This is a genomic window from Streptomyces sp. NPDC001902 (assembly GCF_042891295.1).
Lineage (GTDB): Bacteria > Actinomycetota > Actinomycetes > Streptomycetales > Streptomycetaceae > Actinacidiphila.
Window position 1 is genome coordinate 196,977 of record NZ_JBIATA010000007.1, and the last position, 20,879, is coordinate 217,855.

Genomic DNA, 20,879 nt, shown 5'->3' on the forward strand with positions numbered 1-20,879 from the left:
AAGGGTGACCATTCAGCGTAACGCGTCACAGAGGGCTTCCAGGCCGCGTCCGCGCGGCGCCGGGCCCGGGCGCTCCGGGACGCGGCGGCGCGGTGGTGGCCGTCCCGGGCCGGCTCAGCCGGCCAGCGTGCCGCGGTCGGCCCGGGGCCACTCCTCCGGGAGCTGCCGTTCGGCGGCGGCCGCGCGGTCGCGTTCGAGCTGGTAGAGCACGCCGTACGCGAAGGTGTCCTCGCCGGCCTCGCGGGCGTCCGAGGTGAGGCGGAGGACGGCGTCGCGGCAGATGACGCTGTCCTGGTGCTCGCCGAGGAGCTGCTGGACGGCCTTCATGCGCTTGGTGTGCTTCTTGGCGGGCTTGCGCAGCGCCGGGACGGCCTGGGCCGCCTCACTGCTGTAGCGGGCCCGCTTGGCGGCCTTGCGGGCGTCGTGGAGGACGAGGTCGCGCTCGTGGCCTGGTTCCATCTCCAGGGCCGACTCGACACGGGTGCGCAGCCGTCGGTGGTCGCGGCGCACGGCCTTGGGGACGGCGTCGGTCGCCGGGGCCGCGGCCGCGTCGAGCAGGGGCGGGTCGGCGAGCAGTGACTCCAGGGTGTCCAGGAGCCGGAAGTAGCGCCTGCCGCCGAGTTCGCGCAGGAGTTCCTTGCGGGCGCCCTCGTGGACGGGGGCGTCGCCGCCGATGCGCGCGGTGAGGACCTCCGTCACGAGTTCCTCCGGCAGTTCGGCCTCGCGGTCGCGGAGGCGCTCGGCGAGGACCTCGCGGTCGCGTTCCAGGCCCAGCACCCCGGCGAGCCACTTCAGCTCGTCGCCGACGGGGTCGGTCGCCTCGCGGTCGAGTTCGCGGCGGAAGGACTTGAAGGCGCTGCGCAGCCGCCGGGTGGAGACCCGCATCTGGTGGACGGAGTCCGGTTCGTCGCGGCGGACCTCCGGGTCCCAGCCGGTGATCGCGGCGACCTGCTGGTGCACGTAGGCCAGGGCGGCGTCCCCGGCGGTGTCGGTGGAGGACGGCGGCTGCGGCGGCCCGGGTGCGTCGGCCAGGCGCTTTCCGAGGGCGCGGGCGAGCTTCGAGGGGGACTTCGAGCGCCGCAGGCCCGCCGCACGGAGCCGCTTCTCGACGGCGTCGAGGAGGGCGGTGTCGCCGTCGATGAGTTCGGTCTCGACCTCGGTCCAGGCGGTCTCCGAACCGTCGCCGTGGTCGAGGAGGGTGGCCCGGACGTGGTCGTGGGCGATCTCCACCAGGGGTGCGCCCCCGGCGTCGACGAGGTGCACCCGCTTGCGGGTGTTGCGCAGCCGGACGACCGGGACGAGCTCGCGGTCGCGGACGATGGCGGCGACCTCGGCGAGCAGCGACTTGGGGACCCTGGGGCCGCCCTTGCGGCCCTGCTTGCCGAGGGGCGCGTGCACCTCGGTGCGGGTGTCGGCCTGTGAGCTCGGCAGTTTCAGGTGCCAGCCGGCGTCGTCGCCGCCGGTGCGGCGCCGCAGCGTGATCTTGTGGGTGGCCAGCCGCAGGTCGGAGGTGTCGACGTAGACGGCGTCCAGCTCGGCCGGTTCCAGGACGCGCACCGCCGCGACCCCGGGCAGACCTTCGAGATCGGGCTCACCGGTCTGCTCGGCGGCCTCGTACTTGCGCTCGGTCTCCGCGACACGCTTCCCCATGTCAGGAACCTAATCGCGGGTTCGCCCGGCCGCAATGGTGCGTTCACCCGGTGGAAGGGGTCAGGCCGACATGGGCCGCTTCATGTGGATGGCCTGGAGCAGCCCGATGGCGATCCAGACCGCGAACATCGACGATCCGCCGTACGAGACGAACGGCAGCGGCAGACCCGCCACGGGCATGATGCCGAGGGTCATGCCGATGTTCTCGAAGGACTGGAAGGCGAACCAGGCGACGATGCCGGCCGCGATGATCGTGCCGTACAGGTCGGTGGCGTTCCGGGCGACGCGGCAGCCGCGCCACATGATCACGCCCAGCAGCACGATGATCAGGGCCGCCCCGACGAAGCCGAGCTCCTCCCCCGCCACGGTGAAGACGAAGTCGGTCTGCTGCTCGGGCACGAACTGCCCGGTGGTCTGGCTGCCGTCGAACAGGCCCTTGCCGAGCAGCCCGCCGGAGCCGATGGCGATGCGCGCCTGGTTGGTGTTGTAGCCGACGCCCGCGGGGTCGAGGGCGGGGTTGGCGAAGGCGGCGAAGCGGTCGATCTGGTACTGGTCCAGGACGCCGAGCTGCCAGACCGCGATGGCGCCGCCGGCGCCCGCCGCGATCAGGCCGAGGACCCAGCGGTTGGAGGCGCCGGAGGCCAGCAGCACGCCGAGCACGATGACCGCCATCACCATGACCGAGCCGAGGTCGGGCATCAGCATGACGATCGCCATCGGCAGTATGGCGAAGCCGAGCGACTGGGCGACCGTGCGGTGGTCGGGGAAGAGCCGGTCGCCCGCGTCGACGCGGGCGGACAGCATCATCGCCATGCCCAGGATGATGGTGATCTTGGTGAACTCGGACGGCTGCAGGGAGAAGCCGCCGCCCAGCACGATCCAGGCGTGCGCGCCGTTGACCGTGGACCCCAGCGGGGTGAGGACCGCGGTCACCAGCAGCACCGAGATGGCGTAGAGCACCGGCACCGCGCCCCGCAGCCGCCGGTGGCCCAGCGCCACCGTGCCGGCGGCGAGGGCGAAGCCGATGGCGGTGTTGAGGATGTGCCGCAGCAGGAAGTAGTACGGGTCCCCGTGGGTGAGCTCGGTGCGGTTGCGCGTCGCGGAGAACACCAGCGCCGTGCCGATCAGGGACAGCGCGAGGGCGGCGCCGAGCAGCAGCCAGTCCATCCGGCGCAGTATCGAGTCCCGGGCCAGGAGCTTGCCCAGGGTGCCGCGTTCCGGGGTGAAGCGACGCGTCGCGTAGCCGTGCGCGCTCATGACCAGTACCTCCTGCCCAGCAGGAGCTTCTCGGTGCGCTCCGGGGGCAGCGCGGCGGCGGCCAGCGCCGTGTCCCGCGGCGCGGAGGGCACCTGCGGCACGTCGGCCCAGGAGGCCTTGGTGATCTTGATGGTGCCGTCGGAGTCGATCTTCGGCAGCTTGCTCAAGGGGTGCGGGAGCAGCGCCTTCTTGTTGTCGATCGACCCGTCCTCCTGGACGCCGTACATCGCCTCGTAGATCTTGCGGACGGCCGGACCGGAACCACCGGAACCGGTACCACCCTGGGAGATCGTCATGACGATCGCGTAGTCCTTGCTGTACGTCGTGAACCACGACGTGGTCTGCTTGCCGGCGACCTCCGCGGTACCGGTCTTGGCGTGCAGCGGGATCTTGTCCTGCGGCCAGCCGCCGAACCGCCACGCGGCCGTACCGTGCGTGACGACGCCCTCCAGGGCCTCGTTGATGTACTTCAGCGTGTTCTTGGTGGCCGGCGCGTGCCCGTTCACCTTCGGCTTGATCCGGGTGACCTTCTTGCCGTCGGCGCTGATGATCGCCTTGCCGATGGTGGGCTGGTAGAGCGTGCCGCCGTTGGAGATGGCCGAGTAGATGTTGGCCATCTGGATCGGGGTGACCAGCGTGTCGCCCTGGCCGATGGCGTAGTTGACCGAGTCACCGGCGCGCATCACGTAGCCGTCGACGCAGTTCTCGCGCGCGATCTGGCTCGCGTAGTCCTGCTTGTCGCTCTTGGCGACCTTGCACCAGTAGTTCTTGTTGGCCTCGTAGTAGTCCCGCTTCCACTGCCGGTCCGGGATCCGGCCGGTCACCTCGGAGGGCAGGTCGATGCCGGTCACCGAGCCGAGGCCGTACTCCTTGGCGGTCTTGTAGAACCAGTCCTTGGGGTGCTTCTTGGGCTTGGTGCCGCCGTCCTTCAGCCACTGGTCGTACGACAGGCCGTAGAAGACGGTGTCGCAGGAGATCTCCAGGGCGTGCGCGAGGGTGATGGAGCCCGCGCTCTCCCCTTCGAAGTTGTTGAAGACCCGGCCGCCGATGGTCATCGACGACGGGCAGGGGTAGCGCCCGTTGATGTCGTAGCCGGCCTTCACGGCGGCCGAGGTGGAGATCGCCTTGAAGGTCGAGCCGGGGGCCGACTGACCCTGTATGGCCCTGTTGAGCAGCGGGAAGTTGGACTTCTTGCCCGTCAGCTTGGCGTAGTCCTTGGCGGAGATGCCGCCGACCCAGACGTTCGGGTCGTAGGTGGGCGCGCTGGCCATCGCGATGACCTGGCCGGTGTGCACGTCCATGACGACGACCGCGCCGGAGTCCGCCTTGTAGAGGCTGCCGGTGACCTTGTCGAAGGTCTTCCGGGCGACCTTCATCGCCTCGTCGAGCTCCTTCTCGGCGACCCTCTGGACGCGGGCGTCGATGCTGGTGACCAGGTGGCTGCCGGGCTCCGCGGCGGTCTCGCCCGCCTTGCCGATGACCCGGCCGAGGTTGTCCACCTCGTAGCGGGTGACGCCGGCCTTGCCGCGCAGCTCGCTGTCGTAGGTGCGCTCCAGGCCGGAACGGCCGATCTGGTCCGAGCGCAGCAGGGACCGGCCCTTCTTCTCCGCGGCGGTCAGCTCGTCGTCCGTGACGGGCGAGAGGTAGCCGAGGACCTGGGAGGTGTTGGACCCGAAGGGGGAGGTGTAGCGGCGCACCGCGGTGGGCTCGGCGGTGATGCCGGGGAAGTCCTCACGGCGCTCCATGATCTGCAGCGCCTGCTGGGTGGTGGCCTCGTCGGTGATCGGGATCGGCTGGTACGGCGAGCCGTTCCAGCACGGCTTGGGGGTCTGCGAGTCGCAGAGCCGGACCTTGCCCAGGACCTCTTCCGGCTTCATGTGCAGCACGTCCGCGAGCCGGGTCAGCACCGCCTTGCCGTCGTCCTTCTGCTTCAGCAGGTCGGTGCGGCTCGCGGAGACCACCAGCCGGGTCTCGTTGTCGGCGAGCGCCACGCCCTTGTCGTCCAGGATCGACCCGCGGACGGCGGGCGCGACGACCTCCTGGACGTTGTTGCTGTTGGCCTGCGCCGTGTACTCCTGGCCGTTGCGGATCTGCAGGAACCACAGCCGCCCGCCGAGGGTGAACAGCAGGGACAGGACGAGGATCTGCAGGACCACCAGCCGGATCGTGACCCGCGGCGTCCGCCCCGTCTCAGGGATGTTGCTCACGCCGCCACTCCCGCTTCTCCGCCCGCCCGGCACGACACCGCGCGCTTCGTCGTCGGCCGCGGCCCGGCGGCCTCGCGTGCGTCGCTCACAAGCGCCGCCCTCCCTTGGCGACGCTCCCCACCCTGCCCAGAAGGCTCGAACGCTGGCCGCCGATGCGTGCGCCGAAGCCGGGGCCGGAGGCGTCCTCCCCGAGCGGGTCGCCCTGGAACCGGCGGGCCAGTGCCATGATCCACGGCACGGTGAACGGCGCGAGCAGCAGGTCGTACAGGGCGGCGGTGAACAGCAGCTTGCCCAGGCCGACGTGCTGGGCCGCGGTGTCGCCCACGAGGGCGCCCACGGCCGCGTACAGCACCGTGGAGCCGACGGCGGCGCCCACCACGACCAGCATCGGCCGGGTGGCCGACCGCAGCTGGCCGCCGTCGGGCTTGACCAGGCCCGCGATGTAGCCGACGACGCACAGCACCAGGGCGTAGCGGCCGGCGGCGTGGTCGGCGGGCGGGGCGAGGTCGGCGAGCAGGCCGGCGCCGAAGCCGATGAGGCAGCCGGCCACGTGGCCGTACGTCAGTGCGAGGCCGAGGACGACGAGCAGCAGCAGGTCGGGGACGGCGCCGGGCAGGTGGAGGCGGGCCAGGACACACACCTGGACGACCATGCCGGCGACGACGAGGCCGGTGGCGAGCAGCGCGCGCTTCATCGGACCTCCTCCTGTCCGTAGAGCGAGGACTGAGAGGGGCTCACACTGGGCGTCGCCGTGACGGTGACCGTCGGGACCGGCTTCGGCCCGGCCGGCAGCACCGCGTCACGCGGGTCCTTGCGCGGGCCCTGGACGACGACGCCGACGATGTCGAGCTTGGTGAAGCCGACGAACGGGGTGACCTCGACCGTACGGGTGAGGCCGCCGCCCGCGGGGTCGACCTTGGCGACCGTGCCGACCGGCACGCCGGGGACGAAGGGCTTGTCCGCCTGCGAGCCGAAGGTGACCAGCCGGGAGCCCTTCTTCACGTGGGCCTTGCCGTTGAGGAGCTGCACCCGCATCGGCCGGTTGCCCTGGCCGGTGGCGAAGCCGAGCTCCGAGGACTTCTCCAGCCGGGTGCCGACCGTGAAGTCCGGGTCGCAGGCGAGCAGGACGGTCGAGGTGGAGGGGCCGACGGTGGTGACCCGGCCGACCAGTCCGTCACCGTTGACGACCGTCATGTCGCGCTGGATGCCGTCGTTGGCGCCGGAGTCGATGGTGACCGTCCAGGAGAAGCCCTGGGCGGCTCCTATCGCGATGACCTGCGCGCCCTTGACCCGGTACTGACCGGCTCCGGCGAGCTTGAGCAGCTTGTCTAGTTCGCGGGCCCGCTCGCGCGTGACGTCCTTGCTGCCGAGCTGCTGCTTCAGCTCGGCGTTCTCCCGCTCCAGTTCGCTGATGCGGCTGCTGCGGTCGCCGGAGTCGCGTACCGCGTCCACCGCGTTGTCCACCGGGTCGACCGCGGCCGCGACCCCGTCCTCGACGGGGCCGAAGACGGCGGCCGCGGCGGACCGGGCGCCGTCGAGCGGTGAGTCCTCACCGCCGCGGATGTCGACGGTGATCAGCGCGAAAGCGATCGCCACCAGCAGTACCAGCAGAAGCCGGCTCTCTCGTGTGTCCCTCACGGGGGCCAGTCCGTGCCTTCCTCGTCAGAGCGTGTGAGCCCGTGGGCCCGATGGGCCGTGCCGGGAGGTAGAACGATCCGGCGTACGGGCGGGACTTCACCCGTACGACGGATCGTGAGGACTCATCTGCGCGGCTGCGCGTCCAGGACCTGCTGCAGCGCCTCGAACTCCTCGACGCACTTGCCGGCGCCGAGGGCCACGCAGTCCAGCGGGGACTCGGCGATGTGGATCGGCATGCCGGTCTCGTGGCGCAGCCGTTCGTCCAGGCCGCGCAGCATCGCACCGCCGCCGGCCAGGACGATGCCGCGGTCCATGATGTCGCCGGACAGCTCGGGCGGGCACTTGTCGAGGGTCGTCTTGACCGCGTCGACGATGGCGTTGACCGGCTCCTCGATCGCCTTGCGCACCTCGGCTGCGGAGATGACCACCGTCTTGGGCAGGCCGGAGACCAGGTCGCGGCCGCGGATCTCGGTGTGCTCCTCGTTCTCGACCGCGAAGGCCGAGCCGATGGTGAGCTTGATCGATTCCGCGGTGCGCTCGCCCAGCAGGAGGCTGTACTCCTTCTTGATGTGCTGGATGATCGCGTTGTCCAGCTCGTCGCCCGCCACCCGGATGGACTGCGCGGTGACGATGCCGCCGAGCGAGATGACGGCGACCTCGGTGGTGCCGCCGCCGATGTCGACGACCATGTTGCCGGTCGCCTCGTGGACCGGGAGCCCGGCGCCGATCGCGGCGGCCATGGGCTCCTCGATGATGTGCACCTGGCGCGCGCCGGCCTGGGTGGCCGCCTCGATGACGGCGCGGCGCTCGACGCCGGTGATGCCGGAGGGCACGCAGACCACGACGCGGGGGCGCGCAAGGTAGCGGCGCTTGTGGATCTTGAGGATGAAGTAGCGCAGCATGCGCTCGGTGATCTCGAAGTCCGCGATCACCCCGTCCTTGAGAGGACGGACCGCGACGATGTTGCCGGGGGTCCGGCCGATCATCTTCTTCGCTTCGGAGCCGACCGCCAGGATGCCGCCCGTATTGGTGTTGATGGCGACGACGGATGGCTCGTTGAGGACGATCCCGCGACCCCTGACGTACACCAGCGTGTTGGCGGTGCCGAGGTCGACAGCCATGTCACGGCCGATGAACGACATGTTGTTCGCCATGAGGATACGTCTGGCCTTCCCGAGCTGGAGCGATGTGGGGGTGAGCACGGCGGATGCGCTGCTGTGCGCTGAGCCGGAGGTGCGGAGATTCCATGGTAGTCGCGCCCGACAGGGCACGGGGTCAGGGTTCCGCCGCCATTGTCATCAGAACACACAGCTGTCCTCTGCAATGGTGACGCCGTGTCGGCGGAATTGGTTCCCCCGAACCCCCGGCATATGCCTGCGGGCGGCCGGGAAATTTCCGGCCGCCCGTTGAGCTGATCGGGCGTCAGCAGTGAATTCGGGGCGAATCGTCGCGGAGGATCAGGCCAGGCCGGGGAAGAAGATCTTGATCTCGCGCTCGGCGGACTCCTCGGAGTCCGAGGCGTGGATCAGGTTCTCCCGGACGATCGTGCCGAAGTCGCCGCGGATCGAACCGGGGGCGGCGGCGATCGGGTCGGTCGGGCCGGCCAGCGTGCGCAGTCCCTCGATGACCCGCTCGCCCTCGACGACGAGGGCGACGGCAGGGCCGGAGGCCATGAACTCCACCAGCGGCTCGTAGAAGGGCCGGCCGACGTGCTCGGCGTAGTGCTGTTCGAGGATCGCGCGGTCGAGCGTGCGCAGTTCCAGCGCGGTGATGCTCCAGCCCGCCTTGCGCTCGATGCGGCCGAGGATCTCGCCGACCAGGCCGCGACGTACGGCGTCCGGCTTGAGAAGGACGAGGGTGCGCTGGGACACGGTGTGACTCCTATGTGCGGGGTGCGGGTACGACGACATTACCGGGGATCCCCACGGCCCACGGCACCCCCTGGGTCCGGGGCACGAGGCGTGCGATCAGGCCGGCTGCGCGGCCCGCGCCGCCTTGGCCTCGTCGACCTTCCGGCCGAAGTGGACGGCGGCCCACCACAGGGCGGCGAAGACCGCGCCGAGGAAGAACATCACCGGGACGGCGAAGCCGCTCACGATCAGCCCGGCCTGCAGCAGCCAGCCGACGGCCAGCCCGCCGCGGCGCCCGAGCATGCCGCACAGCAGCACGCACAGGGCCATGGCGATGCCGCTGACCGTCCATACCGTGCCGGCCGTCAGCTCCGGCTGCTTCATCGCCACCAGACCGGCGAAGCCGATCACGAAGAACTCACCGATCAGGGTGCTCGCGCACAGGGTCCGCATCCGCTTGGTTCCGCTTCCCGCTCGTCACTTCCGGCCCAGCAGCAGCCGGGCCTCTCCCACGGTGATCACCGAACCGGTGATCAGCACCCCGGCGCCGGAGTACTCCCCCTGATCCTCGGCGAGCGTCACGGCCGCCTCGATCGCGTCGTCCAGCCGCGGCTCGACCTGCACACGCTCGTCGCCGAAGACCTCGACCGCGAGCGCGGCCAGCTCGTCCACGTCCATGGCGCGGTGGGTGGAGTTCTGGGTCACCACGACCTCGGTGAAGACCGGCTCGAAGGCCTCCAGCAACCCCCGTACGTCCTTGTCGCCGCTCGGCCCGACCACGCCCACCAGGTGGGTGAAACCGAAGGCCTCGCCCAGCGCGGCGGCCGCCGCCCGGGCCCCCGCCGGGTTGTGCGCCGCGTCCAGCACCACGGCGGGGCTGCGGCGCACGACCTCCAGCCGGCCCGGCGAGGTGACGCCCGCGAAGGCGGTGCGGACGGTGTCGACGTCCAGGGTGCGGGCGTGCAGGGTGCCGATGCCGAAGAAGGCCTCCACCGCGGCGAGCGCCACCGCCGCGTTGTGGGCCTGGTGCTCACCGTGCAGCGGCAGGAAGACCTGCTCGTACTCCCCGCCCAGACCGCGCAGGGTCAGCATCTGCCCGCCGACGGCCACCTCGCGGTGCGTGACGCCGAACTCCATGCCCTCCCGGGCCACCGTCGCGTCCACCTCGACGGCCCGCTTCAGCAGCACCTGGGCCGCCTCCACGGGCTGCTGGGCCAGCACGGCGGTGGCGTCCTTCTTGACGATCCCGCTCTTCTCCACCGCGATCTCGCCGGCCGTCTCGCCCAGGCGGTCGGTGTGGTCCAGGTCGATCGGGGTCACGACGGCGACCGTGCCGTCCACCACGTTGGTCGCGTCCCAGCTGCCGCCCATGCCGACCTCGACGACGGCCACGTCCACCGGGGCGTCGGCGAAGGCGGCGTACGCCATGCCGGTCAGCACCTCGAAGAACGACATCCGGTACGGCTGCGAGGCGTCCACCATCTGCACGTACGGCTCGAGGTCGCGGTACGTCTCGATGAAGCTCTCCGGCGCGATGGGACGGCCGTCGAGGCTGATCCGCTCGGTGACGGACTGCACGTGCGGGCTGGTGTAGCGGCCGGTGCGCAGGTCGAAGGCGAGCAGCAGCTGCTCGATCATGCGGGCGGTGCTGGTCTTGCCGTTGGTGCCGGTGATGTGGATCGAGGGGTAGGAGCGCTGAGGCTCGCCCAGGATGTCCATCAGCGCGGTCATCCGGTCCAGGGACGGCTCCAGCTTCGTCTCCGGCCAGCGGCCGGCCAGCTCCGCCTCGACCTCGCGGAGGGCCTTGTCGACCTCCGGGTCGGCGGGGCGGGCCGGTACGCCGTCGTCCTGCGGCACCGGTCCTCCGGCCCGGAGGGTACGGCTGCCCGCCTCGATCACCGCCAGGTCGGCCTCGCGGCCGGGGTCGATGTCGGCGTCGTCCTCGTCGCCGCCCAGACCCATCGCGGCCAGCGGGTCGGAAAGGGGCTCGTCGTTCTCGGGGCGCGGGTTGCTCACGACCACATTGTACGAAGCGGCCAGGTGGATCCGGGTTGTGGGCAGGCGTTTCCGCCTGCCCACCCCGGGTGCGTCAGCCCTGCGGCAGCGAGGACAGCTGCGCGGTGATGCGGGCCATGTCCGCCTCGGCCGCCGCCAGGCGGGTGCGGATCTTGGCGACGACGGGCTCCGGTGCCTTCGCGAGGAACGCCTCGTTGCCCAGCTTCGCCGTGGCCTGCGCCTTCTCCTTCTCGGCGGCGGCCAGGTCCTTCGCGAGCCGCTTCCGCTCGGCGTCGACGTCGATCGCCCCGGAGAGGTCCAGCGCGACCGTCGCGCCCGCGACCGGGAGGGTCGCCGTCGCGGTGAAGCCCTCGCCCTCCGGCTGCAGGCGCAGCAGCTGGCGGACCGCCGCCTCGTGGGCCTCCAGGCCGGTGGAGCCGAGGTCGAGCCGGGCCGGGACCTTCTGGCCCGGCTGCAGGCCCTGGTCGGCGCGGAACCGCCGGACCTCGGTGACCAGCGACTGCACCGCCGCGATCTCCTTCTCGGCGGCCGCGTCGCGGAAGCCGGAGTCGGCCGGCCAGTCGGCGATGACGACCGACTCGCGCCCGGTGAGCGTGGTCCACAGCGTCTCGGTCACGAAGGGGACCACCGGGTGGAGCAGCCGCAGCAGCTTGTCCAGGACCTCGCCCAGCACGCGCCGGGAGACCTCGGCCGGGCGGCCGCCCGCCAGGAAGGTGGTCTTGGACAGCTCGACGTACCAGTCGAAGACCTCGTCCCACGCGAAGTGGAACAGGACGTCGCTGAGCTTGGCGAACTGGTAGTCGTCGTAGAGCTCGTCGGCCTCGGCGACCGTGGCGTTCAGCCGGGACAGGATCCAGCGGTCGGTGGCCGACATCTCCTCGGGCGCGGGCAGGTCGCCCTCGACCGTGGCGCCATTCATCAGCGCGAAGCGCGTGGCGTTCCAGATCTTGTTGGTGAAGTTGCGGGAGCCCTGGACCCAGTCCTCGCCGATCGGCACGTCGGTGCCGGGGTTGGCACCGCGCGCGAGCGTGAAGCGCAGCGCGTCGGAGCCGTAGGTGTCCATCCAGTCCAGCGGGTTGACCGCGTTGCCGAAGGACTTCGACATCTTCTTGCCGAACTGGTCGCGGACCATGCCGTGCAGGGCGATGGTGTGGAACGGCGGGGTGCCGTCCATCGCGTAGAGACCGAACATCATCATCCGGGCGACCCAGAAGAAGAGGATGTCGTACCCGGTGACCAGGACGGAGTTCGGATAGAACTTCGCGAGGCTCTCGGTCTCCTCGGGCCAGCCGAGCGTGGAGAACGGCCACAGACCGGAGGAGAACCAGGTGTCGAGGACATCGGTCTCCTGGGTCCAGCCCTCGCCGCCCGGGGGCTCCTCGTCGGGACCGACGCAGACGATCTCGCCGTCCGGTCCGTACCAGACGGGGATGCGGTGACCCCACCACAGCTGGCGCGAGATGCACCAGTCGTGGAGGTTGTCGACCCAGTCGAAGTACCTCTTCTCCATCTCCTGGGGGTGGATCTTGACCTTGCCGTCGCGGACGGCGTCACCCGCGGCCTTCGCCAGCGGGCCGACCTTGACCCACCACTGCATGGACAACCGCGGCTCGATGGTGGTCTTGCAGCGCGAGCAGTGGCCGACGGAGTGGACGTACGGGCGCTTCTCGGCGACGATCCGGCCCTCGGCGCGCAGCGCGGCGACGATGGCGGAGCGGGCCTCCAGCCGGTCCAGTCCCTGGAAGGGACCGTGCGCGGTGATGACCGCGCGCTCGTCCATGACGGCGAGGTTCGGCAGACCGTGGCGCTGGCCGATCTCGAAGTCGTTCGGGTCGTGCGCGGGCGTGACCTTGACGGCGCCCGTGCCGAACTGCGGGTCGACGTGCTCGTCGGCGACGACCGGGATGCGGCGGCCGGTCAGCGGCAGCTCGATCTCGCGGCCGACGAGGTGCCGGTAGCGCTCGTCCTCCGGGTGGACGGCGACGGCGGTGTCGCCGAGCATCGTCTCGGCGCGGGTCGTCGCGACGACGATGGAGTCCTCGCCCTCGCCGTAGCGGATCGAGACCAGCTCGCCGTCGTCGTCCTGGTACTCGACCTCGATGTCCGAGATGGCCGTCAGACAGCGCGGGCACCAGTTGATGATGCGCTCGGCACGGTAGATGAGCTCGTCGTCGAAGAGCTTCTTGAAGATGGTCTGGACGGCCTTGGACAGGCCCTCGTCCATGGTGAAGCGCTCACGCGACCAGGCGACGCCGTCACCGAGGCGCCGCATCTGCCCGGAGATCTGCCCGCCGGACTCCGCCTTCCACTGCCAGACGCGCTCGATGAACGCCTCGCGGCCGAGGTCGTGGCGGGACTTGCCCTCCTTGGCGAGCTCGCGCTCGACGACGTTCTGCGTGGCGATGCCGGCGTGGTCCATGCCGGGCTGCCACAGCGTCTCGTACCCCTGCATCCGCTTGCGGCGGGTGAGGGCGTCGATCAGCGTGTGCTCGAAGGCGTGGCCCAGGTGGAGGCTGCCGGTGACGTTCGGCGGCGGGATGACGATGGTGTACGGCTTCTTGTCGCTCTTGGCGTCGGCCTCGAAGTAACCGCGCTCTACCCAGCGCTCGTACAGGGGCCCCTCTACCTCGGCCGGCGCGTACTGGGTCGGCAGTTCGGGGGTCGCGCTGTTCGGTCCGCTCTCGGCGGCCTGCTGAGTGTTGTCGGTCACGGCGCTCAGTTTACGGGCGGGGCGGGCCCCGTTACGAATCCGCCGGTGCCCGGGCGCGAGACGCGGGGACGGGGCCCCCGACGACGCACGCCCGCCGCGGGGCCCGGCGGGGGCGCTCGCGGTCCGGTTCCGGGGGCGCGTGGTGCCGGGAGCCGGGAGCCGGGAGACCCCCGCCGGTCCCCGGGGATGGGCCACCGCCTCCGAACCACCGTCGGACGAGCGACTCCTGACGGGAAACCGGCAGACCGGACGGGTCGGTGGTACCCGTCCGCACCGGTGGTCAGGGTGATCAACCGGGCATCTGCACCGTCTTGTTACCAAGTCCTGACGACGTCGGTGTAAAGACGGCCTAAACAATCCGCAAGGATGAGTACGAGGAGACAGCAGTTCAACGAGGGGACTCACCGATGAGCTTCAACCAGCAGCCGCCGCAGCCGGGTTACGGCGGCCAGCCTGGCTACGGGGGCCAGCCCGGCCACCCCCAGCAGCCACCGGTCCCGCCCGGCCCGCCCCAGCAGCCCGCACCGGGCTACGGCTACCCGCAGCAGCCCACGGCCCCGCAGCCGGCCCCCGGCTACGGCTACCCGCAGCAGCCCGGCCCGTACGGTCAGCAGCCCGGCCCGTACGCCCAGCAGCCGGGCCCCTACGGTCAGCAGCCCGGCGCCTGGGGTGCCCCGCCGCCGCCGTCCGGGGGCAAGGGCAAGATCATCGGCATCGTGGTCGGCGTCGTGGTCGCCGTCGCGGTCATAGGCGGCGGCATCCTCGCCCTCACGGGCAGCGGCGGCAGCGGCAGTGACCACAAGCTCGCCATGCCGGCCACGCTGCTGGACGGTCAGTACACCAAGTCCGGCAACGACCCCGGACTCAGCAACGGCGAGACCGGGGACGACACCGGCATCGACGACGCCACCACGGTCTCCGGAAACTACAAGAAGGGCGCCACCGAGCAGCTGATCGTCACCGGCGCCTACGGTGACGTCAGCGACCCGGGCAGCGTGCTGGACAAGATGCTCGCCGCCTTCACCTCCAAGGCCGGCAGCTCCGGCGGCGAGGCCCCGAAGGAGGTCCACCCCACGGGCTTCGACGGCGACATCATGAAGTGCGGCACGATCGGCTCGGCCGGGGTCAGCTTCCCGTACTGCGCATGGGCCGACGACAGCACGGTCGCCATGGCCATGGACATGAACGTCGACATCACCGGCGCCACCGAGCCCCCCTCCCTCACGGAGTGGGCGGACAGCACCGTGAAGATCCGCGACGAGGTCCGCGTCAAGAAGTGACCCGCCCCGTACGGCGAAGGGGGCGCCCGGCAGCTGCCGGGCGCCCCCTTTCGTGTGCCGGGGTGCGCTACGCGCTCTTCTGCTCGCCCTTGCCGATGATGCGGGGCTCGCGCGGGACCAGGGTCGGGTTCACGTTGGAGTGGACGACGTCCTCGCTGATGACGACGCGGGCGACGTCCTTGCGCGAGGGCACCTCGTACATCACCGACATCAGCACCTCCTCCATGATGGCGCGCAGGCCGCGGGCGCCGGTCTGGCGGAGGATGGCCTGGTCGGCGATGGCCTCCAGGGCGCCGCGCTCGAACTCGAGCTCGACGCCGTCGAGCTCGAAGAGCCGCTGGTACTGCTTGACCAGGGCGTTGCGCGGCTCCACCAGGATCTGCAGCAGCGCCTCACGGTCGAGGTTGTGCACGCTGGTGATGACCGGCAGACGGCCGATGAACTCGGGGATCATGCCGAACTTCACCAGGTCCTCCGGCATGACCTCGGAGAACTGGTCGGCGGAGTCGATCTCCCGCTTGGAGCGGATGGTCGCGCCGAAACCGATGCCCTTGGCGCCGGCCCGTGATTCGATGATCTTCTCCAGCCCGGCGAAGGCACCGCCGACGATGAAGAGCACGTTGGTGGTGTCGATCTGGATGAACTCCTGGTGCGGGTGCTTGCGCCCGCCCTGCGGCGGCACCGAGGCGGTGGTGCCCTCCAGGATCTTCAGCAGCGCCTGCTGCACGCCCTCGCCGGAGACGTCGCGGGTGATCGACGGGTTCTCGCTCTTGCGGGCGACCTTGTCGATCTCGTCGATGTAGATGATCCCCGTCTCGGCCTTCTTGACGTCGTAGTCGGCCGCCTGGATCAGCTTGAGCAGGATGTTCTCGACGTCCTCGCCGACGTACCCGGCCTCGGTCAGCGCGGTGGCGTCCGCGATGGCGAACGGCACGTTCAGCATCCGGGCCAGGGTCTGGGCGAGCAGGGTCTTGCCGGAGCCCGTGGGACCGAGCAGCAGGATGTTGGACTTGGCGAGCTCGATGCCGTCGTCGTGGCCGCGGCCGCCGCCGTTCTCACCGGCCTGCACCCGCTTGTAGTGGTTGTAGACCGCCACGGAGAGCGCCTTCTTCGCCGGCTCCTGGCCGACGACGTAGCTCTCGAGGAACTCGTAGATCTCGCGCGGCTTCGGCAGGTCCTCCCACCGCACCTCGGAGGACTCGGCGAGCTCCTCCTCGATGATCTCGTTGCAGAGGTCGATGCACTCGTCGCAGATGTACACACCGGGTCCTGCGATGAGCTTCTTCACCTGCTTCTGGCTCTTTCCGCAGAACGAGCACTTGAGCAGATCGCCGCCGTCACCGATGCGTGCCACGAGGTGCTTCCCCTTCGCCTGGGTCCCGTCAGTTCGACGAGTCCTGGTGCTTGCCTATCGACGGTACCTTGCCGCGCCCCCAGTGCGGGCCCCCCTTGGAGCTACTGGGCCGTGACCTGCACAACCCCGCGGCTCCAAGAGGGGACTTCTTGTCGCAGAATGCCCTGCCGGGCGTCAGACCGCGACCGCCGAACCCTTGCGGGTCGAGACGATCTGGTCGACCAGACCGTAGGAGAGGGCCTCCTCGGCCGTGAGGATCTTGTCGCGCTCGATGTCGTCGCGGATCTTCTCGATCGGGGTGCTGGAGTGCTTGGCCAGCATCTCCTCCAGCTGGGCCCGCATCCGCAGGATCTCGTTGGCGGCGATCTCCAGGTCCGAGACCTGGCCGCGGCCGGTCTCGCTGTACGGCTGGTGGATCAGGATGCGGGCGTTCGGCAGCGCCATCCGCTTGCCGGGCGTGCCGGCGGCGAGCAGCACGGCCGCGGCGGAGGCCGCCTGGCCCATGCAGACCGTCTGGATGTCGGGCTTCACGAACTGCATCGTGTCGTAGATGGCCGTCAGCGCCGTGAAGGAGCCGCCGGGGCTGTTGATGTAGACCGAGATGTCGCGGTCCGGGTCCATCGACTCCAGGCACAGCAGCTGCGCCATGACGTCGTTGGCGGAGGCGTCGTCGATCTGCACCCCGAGGAAGATCACGCGCTCCTCGAAGAGCTTCGCGTACGGGTCGTACTCGCGGATGCCCTGCGAGGTGCGCTCCACGAAGCGCGGCACCACGTAGCGGGCCTCGGCGGCGTTCGTGCGGTCGTACATGCCGCTGCCGGGGAAGTTCTGGGTGGTCACGTTCACCGTCCTGAAGATGAGCAGTGGGCTGGGGTCGGTCCTGCGGGGCAGTACGGGCGTCAGGCCCGGTCAGGCCCCGGTGCCGCCGCCGCCCGGCACGTTCACGGCGTGCGTGATGACGTCGTCGATCAGGCCGTACTCCTTGGCCGCCTCGGCGGAGAACCAGCGGTCGCGGTCGGAGTCACGGGTGATCGCCTCGACGCTCTGGCCGGAGTGCTCCGCGATGAGCTCGGCCATGCGCTTCTTCGTGCGCAGCAGCTGCTCGGCGTGGATCTTGATGTCCGAGGCCGAGCCGGCGAGGCCGGCGGAGGGCTGGTGCATCAGGATGTCGGTGTTCGGCAGCGAGAAGCGCTTGCCGGGGGTGCCGGCCGTCAGCAGGAACTGGCCCATGGAGGCCGCGAGGCCCATGGCGATGGTGACCACGTCGTTCTTGATGAACTGCATGGTGTCGTAGATCGCCATGCCGGCCGTCACGGAACCGCCGGGGCTGTTGATGTAGAGGTAGATGTCCTTGTCCGGCTCGGCGGCAAGGAGGAGCAGCTGCGCGGTGATCTTGTTGGCGATGTCGTCGTCCACCGGCTGGCCGAGGAAGATGATCCGCTCGCCGAGCAGCCGGTTGTAGACCTGGTCGCCGAGGCCACCGATGGTCGGCTCGCCGGCGGCGGAAGGCATCGGAGTCGTCACGTATCCACCTGCTCGTTGTCGGACGGCGCGGACGCCGTCACAGGGTCTTCTCGTAGGGCACGGGCCCTCGTACTTACGGACCCTAACGCGCAGGTGGGGCCCAGCAATCCCCCACGCGGAACTGTTCGCTGTCAGCGCAGGCAGGGTGTAAGCGGAGAGCGAAACCGAACAGAACGGGCCCGGACGAACTGGTCGTCCGGGCCCGTCGGATGGTGCTGCGGGGCGAGGCTCAGGCCTCGGAGCCCTCACCCTTGGCGGTCTCGGCGTCCGTGTCCTCGGAGGTGGCCTCGACCGTCTCGCCGGTCTCGTCCTCCTCGTCCTCCAGGTCGACGACCTCGCCGTTGGTGTCCTTGACCGTGGCGGCCTCGACGACCAGGGCCAGCGCCTTGCCGCGGGCGACCTCGCCGACGAGCAGCGGCACCTGGCCGCCCTCGACGACCGCCTGGGCGAACTGGTCCGGGCTCATGCCGGAGGAGGCGGCACGGCGCATGAGGTGCTCGGTGAGCTCCTCCTGGTTGACCGAGAGCTTCTCGGTGGAGACGAGCTCGTCCAGGACGAACTGGGTCTTGATGCCCTTCTTCGCCTGCCCCTCGATCTCCTCGTCGTACTCCTCGCGGGTCTTGCCCTCGTTCTCCAGGAAGGAGTCCCAGTCCAGGCCCATGGCCGGGAACTGGTGGTGCTCCAGGTTGTGGACGCGGGTCTCGATCTCGTCCTTGAGCAGCTTCTCCGGCAGCGGGATGTCGACCAGCTCCAGGAGGGCGTCCAGCACCTTCTCCTGGGCCTGGGTGGCCTGGTCGTACTGCTTGATGCGCTCCTGGCGCTTCACGGCGTCGGCGCGGAGCTCCTCGAGGGTGTCGAACTCGCTCGCCAGCTGGGCGAAGTCGTCGTCCAGCTCGGGCAGCTCACGGGCCTGGACGGTGGTGACGTCCACCTTGACCTGGGCCTGCTTGCCGGCGGCGGAGCCGCCCTTGAGCTCGGAGGTGAAGGTGGCCGAACCGCCGGCCTCCAGGCCGGTGACGGCCTCGTCGATGCCGTCGAGCAGCTGGCCGGAGCCGATGGTGTAGGTGACGCCGCTGGCGACGCCGTCCTCCAGCACCTCGCCCTCGACCGAGGCCTCCAGGTCCACGACGACGACGTCGCCGTCGGCGGCGGCACGCTCCACGACGGTGGTGGAGGCGAAGCGCTCCCGCAGCTGCTCCAGGGCCTTGTCGACGTCCTCGTCGGACACCTCGACGGCGTCGACGGTGACCTCGATGCCGGAATAGTCCGGGATCTCGATGACCGGGCGGATGTCCACCTCGGCGGTGAACTTCAGCTCCTGGCCGTCGTTGAACTCGGTGATGTCCACCTCGGGCTGGCCGAGGACGTTGAGCTCGCCCTCGTTGACCGCCTCCGTGTAGAACTTCGGCAGTGCGTCGTTGATGGCCTCTTCGAGGACCGCGCCACGGCCGAACCGCTGGTCGATGACGCGCGCGGGGATCTTGCCCTTACGGAAGCCCGGCACCGTGACCTGCTGGTTGATCTTCTTGTACGCCGCGTCGAGGCTGGGCTTGAGCTCCTCGAAGGGCACCTCGACAGTGAGTCGAACCCGGGTCGGGTTCAGAGTCTCGACGGCGCTCTTCACGGTTGGGTCTCCTTGGGGGCTTTACGTTGATGGGCGGCCGCTCGGCGATCGTGCGGGGCGGCTGGTGTTCGACCTGGCTTTTCCGCGTTTCAGTGGCCGACGACCCATCCTACCGGTACCACAATCCTGCGGCCGGGCCCTGCTCGGCACAGGGCGGCCGAGCACTGGTCGGGGTGGCCGGATTCGAACCGACGACCTTCCGCTCCCAAAGCGGACGCGCTACCAAGCTGCGCCACACCCCGTCGGTGCGACACGTAGAGTACATGCCTCCGCACACCCTGAAGGCCATATGTGCCGTGCGCGGGAGCCGGGTCGATCGGCTACGATCTGATGTGCCAGAATGACTGGCCGTTGCGGGCGTAGCTCAATGGTAGAGCCCCAGTCTTCCAAACTGGCTACGCGGGTTCGATTCCCGTCGCCCGCTCTGCAGGACGTAGGCCCAGGTCAGGGGTGGTTTTCCCCGGCCTGGGCCTACGTCGTTCACGGTCCGATCCGGGCCACCGTGCCACACACGTGCCACACGGATCACGTCGGCCGTTGGCGAGCCGATTCGATAAGGGCACTCACGGCGTCGGCGATCACGCGTTCTCGCTGGGCGCTGGCGTGCTGATAGACGCGGCACGGGGCGAGCTGTGCCCCATCCGGGTCATGAGTTCCTTCGTGCTCGCGCCCGTCGAGGCCGCCAAGGTGTTGCCGGTGTGCCGAAGATCATGAACTCGAAGGCCGTTCACGCCGGCCTTGCCGCATGCCTTGTGCCACCACCGATTGAAGTGATTCCGGCGCGGGGTGGCGCCTTTCACCCCGACGAAGACACGCCCGGTGGCGCCGGTCTCTGGTGAGCTCGGCCACCGAACGGCGTACGCGGATCATGCCGTGGTCGAGGTCAACATCGTGACGACGCAAGCCGATCAACTCACCCCATCGGACGCCGTAGAAGGCCACCAGGAGGACGAGCGCCTTGTACCGCGGGTGCATGGCCTCAGCAATGGCGAAAGCCTCCGAAATGGACGCCAGGCCGCTCTGGGGTGCGCACCGTGCCGCCGTTACGGAGCCTGGCCCGAACATGCCTGCGGCCCACCACCGGAGCGGGCCGCAGGTGCACTCATGGTTGCCGGATGCGGCAAGCACGGAAGCCTCATCAGCAGAGTACGGTGGACGAACCGAAGGCATTCCGTACCCCGGCTACCGTGCCGGCGTCGTTTTCGGCGAATGCCTAGCCGGGCAAGTGAACGTATGGGCTTGATCCTTGATCACACGACCCACGATGAATCCCTCGGCCCTGACGGCGTACGACTCTCACTGAAGCCGGTCAGCGCCGCCTCGGGCCCCCTCGACGGAGCCTGGTGGCCCCGCTCACGGGATCTGGCGGCGGAAATCTCCGCACTTACGGCCACTCCGGACGCCCCATGGGGGCGGATCGCCCGTGTCGCCGTGAACCCGCACTTCTGGCCGGCCGTCCCCCGCAGGGTGGCCGTGGCCGGGCACGTGGTGCCCGTCGATTGGTTCACAGCGGACCAGGACCCCCACAAGCTCCTGCTGCTCTCCCGCGATGCCGGACGCTGGGACCTTCTGGTCATTGCGCCGGAGACGGACTCCGACACCGCCGCCCGCTTGTTGTCCGCCGCAGCCGATCCCCGCATCAGCGCCACCGCCGGCGGTTTGTTGGCAGTGGAGCGCTCGCACATGGCGGGAAGCACATGAGGGGCTCGGACGCCGGCGTCACCGCTGCCCTCGCTGACGCGGCGAACACCCTGAGAGCGCTCATGAAT

At 70.0% G+C, this 20,879-nt stretch carries 17 protein-coding genes and 2 tRNA genes; 3 read left to right on the forward strand and 16 right to left on the reverse strand.

From position 1 onward, the window contains the following. Positions 1-114 precede the first annotated feature (114 nt). The 10 genes from ACFYYN_RS14955 to ACFYYN_RS15000 all read right to left on the reverse strand — a co-directional run bounded on the left by ACFYYN_RS14955 (position 115) and on the right by ACFYYN_RS15000 (position 13,328). Positions 115-1,650, reverse strand: a complete 1,536-nt coding sequence (locus tag ACFYYN_RS14955; RefSeq protein ID WP_500546114.1) for a CYTH and CHAD domain-containing protein — start codon at positions 1,648-1,650, stop codon at positions 115-117. Positions 1,651-1,710: 60 nt separating this feature from the next. Next, positions 1,711-2,907, reverse strand: a complete 1,197-nt coding sequence (gene rodA / locus ACFYYN_RS14960) for a rod shape-determining protein RodA (RefSeq protein ID WP_500322937.1) — start codon at positions 2,905-2,907, stop codon at positions 1,711-1,713. After that, positions 2,904-5,114: a penicillin-binding protein 2 gene (gene mrdA, locus ACFYYN_RS14965; protein WP_500546115.1), complete on the reverse strand. Its 2,211-nt coding sequence runs from the start codon at positions 5,112-5,114 to the stop codon at positions 2,904-2,906. The genes rodA and mrdA overlap by 4 nt, the downstream gene beginning before the upstream one ends. 85 nt (positions 5,115-5,199) lie before the next feature. Then, complete coding sequence (gene mreD / locus ACFYYN_RS14970; RefSeq protein ID WP_500546116.1) at positions 5,200-5,808, reverse strand: rod shape-determining protein MreD; 609 nt, start codon at positions 5,806-5,808, stop codon at positions 5,200-5,202. After that, complete coding sequence (gene mreC / locus ACFYYN_RS14975; protein WP_500322934.1) at positions 5,805-6,752, reverse strand: rod shape-determining protein MreC; 948 nt, start codon at positions 6,750-6,752, stop codon at positions 5,805-5,807. Before mreC ends, mreD begins: the two co-directional genes overlap by 4 nt. Positions 6,753-6,874: 122 nt before the next feature. Next, entirely contained in the window at positions 6,875-7,894 is a 1,020-nt protein-coding gene (locus ACFYYN_RS14980) for a rod shape-determining protein (protein ID WP_499516833.1), read from the reverse strand. A gap of 315 nt (positions 7,895-8,209) precedes the next feature. After that, a complete protein-coding gene (ndk, locus tag ACFYYN_RS14985) occupies positions 8,210-8,623 on the reverse strand; it encodes a nucleoside-diphosphate kinase (RefSeq protein WP_500546117.1) in 414 nt (137 codons plus the stop codon). A 96-nt stretch (positions 8,624-8,719) separates the two neighbouring features. Then, positions 8,720-9,055, reverse strand: a complete 336-nt coding sequence (locus tag ACFYYN_RS14990; RefSeq protein WP_499511878.1) for a DUF4233 domain-containing protein — start codon at positions 9,053-9,055, stop codon at positions 8,720-8,722. A gap of 24 nt (positions 9,056-9,079) precedes the next feature. Next, positions 9,080-10,564 carry a bifunctional tetrahydrofolate synthase/dihydrofolate synthase gene (gene folC / locus ACFYYN_RS14995; RefSeq protein WP_500546184.1) on the reverse strand — a complete coding sequence of 495 codons (1,485 nt, stop codon included), beginning with the start codon at positions 10,562-10,564 and terminating at the stop codon, positions 9,080-9,082. 127 nt (positions 10,565-10,691) lie between these two features. Next, positions 10,692-13,328 (reverse strand): valine--tRNA ligase, encoded by a 2,637-nt coding sequence (locus tag ACFYYN_RS15000; protein ID WP_500546118.1) that lies wholly within the window; start codon positions 13,326-13,328, stop codon positions 10,692-10,694. A 407-nt stretch (positions 13,329-13,735) separates the two neighbouring features. Between ACFYYN_RS15000 and ACFYYN_RS15005 the strand changes: the two genes are divergently transcribed. Then, entirely contained in the window at positions 13,736-14,608 is an 873-nt protein-coding gene (locus ACFYYN_RS15005) for a hypothetical protein (protein WP_500546119.1), read from the forward strand. A 67-nt stretch (positions 14,609-14,675) separates the two neighbouring features. On the opposite strand, the gene clpX is transcribed toward ACFYYN_RS15005, so the two are convergent. From clpX to ACFYYN_RS15030, 5 genes are all read right to left on the reverse strand, one after another. Beyond that, positions 14,676-15,962 (reverse strand): ATP-dependent Clp protease ATP-binding subunit ClpX, encoded by a 1,287-nt coding sequence (gene clpX, locus ACFYYN_RS15010; protein ID WP_329187895.1) that lies wholly within the window; start codon positions 15,960-15,962, stop codon positions 14,676-14,678. A gap of 174 nt (positions 15,963-16,136) precedes the next feature. Continuing rightward, positions 16,137-16,772, reverse strand: coding sequence for an ATP-dependent Clp protease proteolytic subunit (locus tag ACFYYN_RS15015; protein ID WP_499516835.1), 636 nt, complete (start codon positions 16,770-16,772; stop codon positions 16,137-16,139). A gap of 99 nt (positions 16,773-16,871) precedes the next feature. After that, positions 16,872-17,474, reverse strand: a complete 603-nt coding sequence (locus ACFYYN_RS15020; protein WP_319156002.1) for an ATP-dependent Clp protease proteolytic subunit — start codon at positions 17,472-17,474, stop codon at positions 16,872-16,874. A 241-nt stretch (positions 17,475-17,715) separates the two neighbouring features. Beyond that, on the reverse strand, positions 17,716-19,110 hold the full coding sequence (gene tig, locus ACFYYN_RS15025) for a trigger factor (protein WP_500546120.1): 1,395 nt from the start codon (positions 19,108-19,110) through the stop codon (positions 17,716-17,718). Between the two features lie 165 nt (positions 19,111-19,275). Continuing rightward, positions 19,276-19,352, reverse strand: a tRNA-Pro gene (locus tag ACFYYN_RS15030). A gap of 111 nt (positions 19,353-19,463) precedes the next feature. On the opposite strand from ACFYYN_RS15030, the gene ACFYYN_RS15035 reads away from it, so the two are divergent. Then, a tRNA-Gly gene (locus tag ACFYYN_RS15035) sits at positions 19,464-19,534 on the forward strand. A 154-nt stretch (positions 19,535-19,688) separates the two neighbouring features. Here ACFYYN_RS15035 and ACFYYN_RS15040 read toward each other — a convergent pair. Beyond that, positions 19,689-19,910: a tyrosine-type recombinase/integrase gene (locus ACFYYN_RS15040; RefSeq protein WP_500546121.1), complete on the reverse strand. Its 222-nt coding sequence runs from the start codon at positions 19,908-19,910 to the stop codon at positions 19,689-19,691. A 433-nt stretch (positions 19,911-20,343) separates the two neighbouring features. Here ACFYYN_RS15040 and ACFYYN_RS15045 point away from each other — a divergent pair, with 433 nt between their 5' ends. Next, positions 20,344-20,811 carry a DUF5994 family protein gene (locus ACFYYN_RS15045; RefSeq protein WP_500546123.1) on the forward strand — a complete coding sequence of 156 codons (468 nt, stop codon included), beginning with the start codon at positions 20,344-20,346 and terminating at the stop codon, positions 20,809-20,811. Positions 20,812-20,879 lie beyond the last annotated feature (68 nt).

Bases quoted from the DNA above. Each gene is read 5' to 3' on its own strand.
- mreD (WP_500546116.1), bottom strand. From the start codon at position 5,808: ATGAAGCGCGCGCTGCTCGCCACCGGCCTCGTCGTCGCCGGCATGGTC.
- ACFYYN_RS15015 (WP_499516835.1), bottom strand. From the start codon at position 16,772: ATGTACGACCGCACGAACGCCGCCGAGGCCCGCTACGTGGTGCCGCGC.
- ACFYYN_RS15045 (WP_500546123.1), top strand. From the start codon at position 20,344: ATGGGCTTGATCCTTGATCACACGACCCACGATGAATCCCTCGGCCCT.
- ACFYYN_RS15020 (WP_319156002.1), bottom strand. From the start codon at position 17,474: ATGCCTTCCGCCGCCGGCGAGCCGACCATCGGTGGCCTCGGCGACCAG.
- folC (WP_500546184.1), bottom strand. From the start codon at position 10,564: ATGGGTCTGGGCGGCGACGAGGACGACGCCGACATCGACCCCGGCCGC.
- ACFYYN_RS14955 (WP_500546114.1), bottom strand. From the start codon at position 1,650: ATGGGGAAGCGTGTCGCGGAGACCGAGCGCAAGTACGAGGCCGCCGAG.
- ACFYYN_RS14990 (WP_499511878.1), bottom strand. From the start codon at position 9,055: ATGCGGACCCTGTGCGCGAGCACCCTGATCGGTGAGTTCTTCGTGATC.
- rodA (WP_500322937.1), bottom strand. From the start codon at position 2,907: ATGAGCGCGCACGGCTACGCGACGCGTCGCTTCACCCCGGAACGCGGC.
- ACFYYN_RS15005 (WP_500546119.1), top strand. From the start codon at position 13,736: ATGAGCTTCAACCAGCAGCCGCCGCAGCCGGGTTACGGCGGCCAGCCT.
- ACFYYN_RS14980 (WP_499516833.1), bottom strand. From the start codon at position 7,894: ATGTCGTTCATCGGCCGTGACATGGCTGTCGACCTCGGCACCGCCAAC.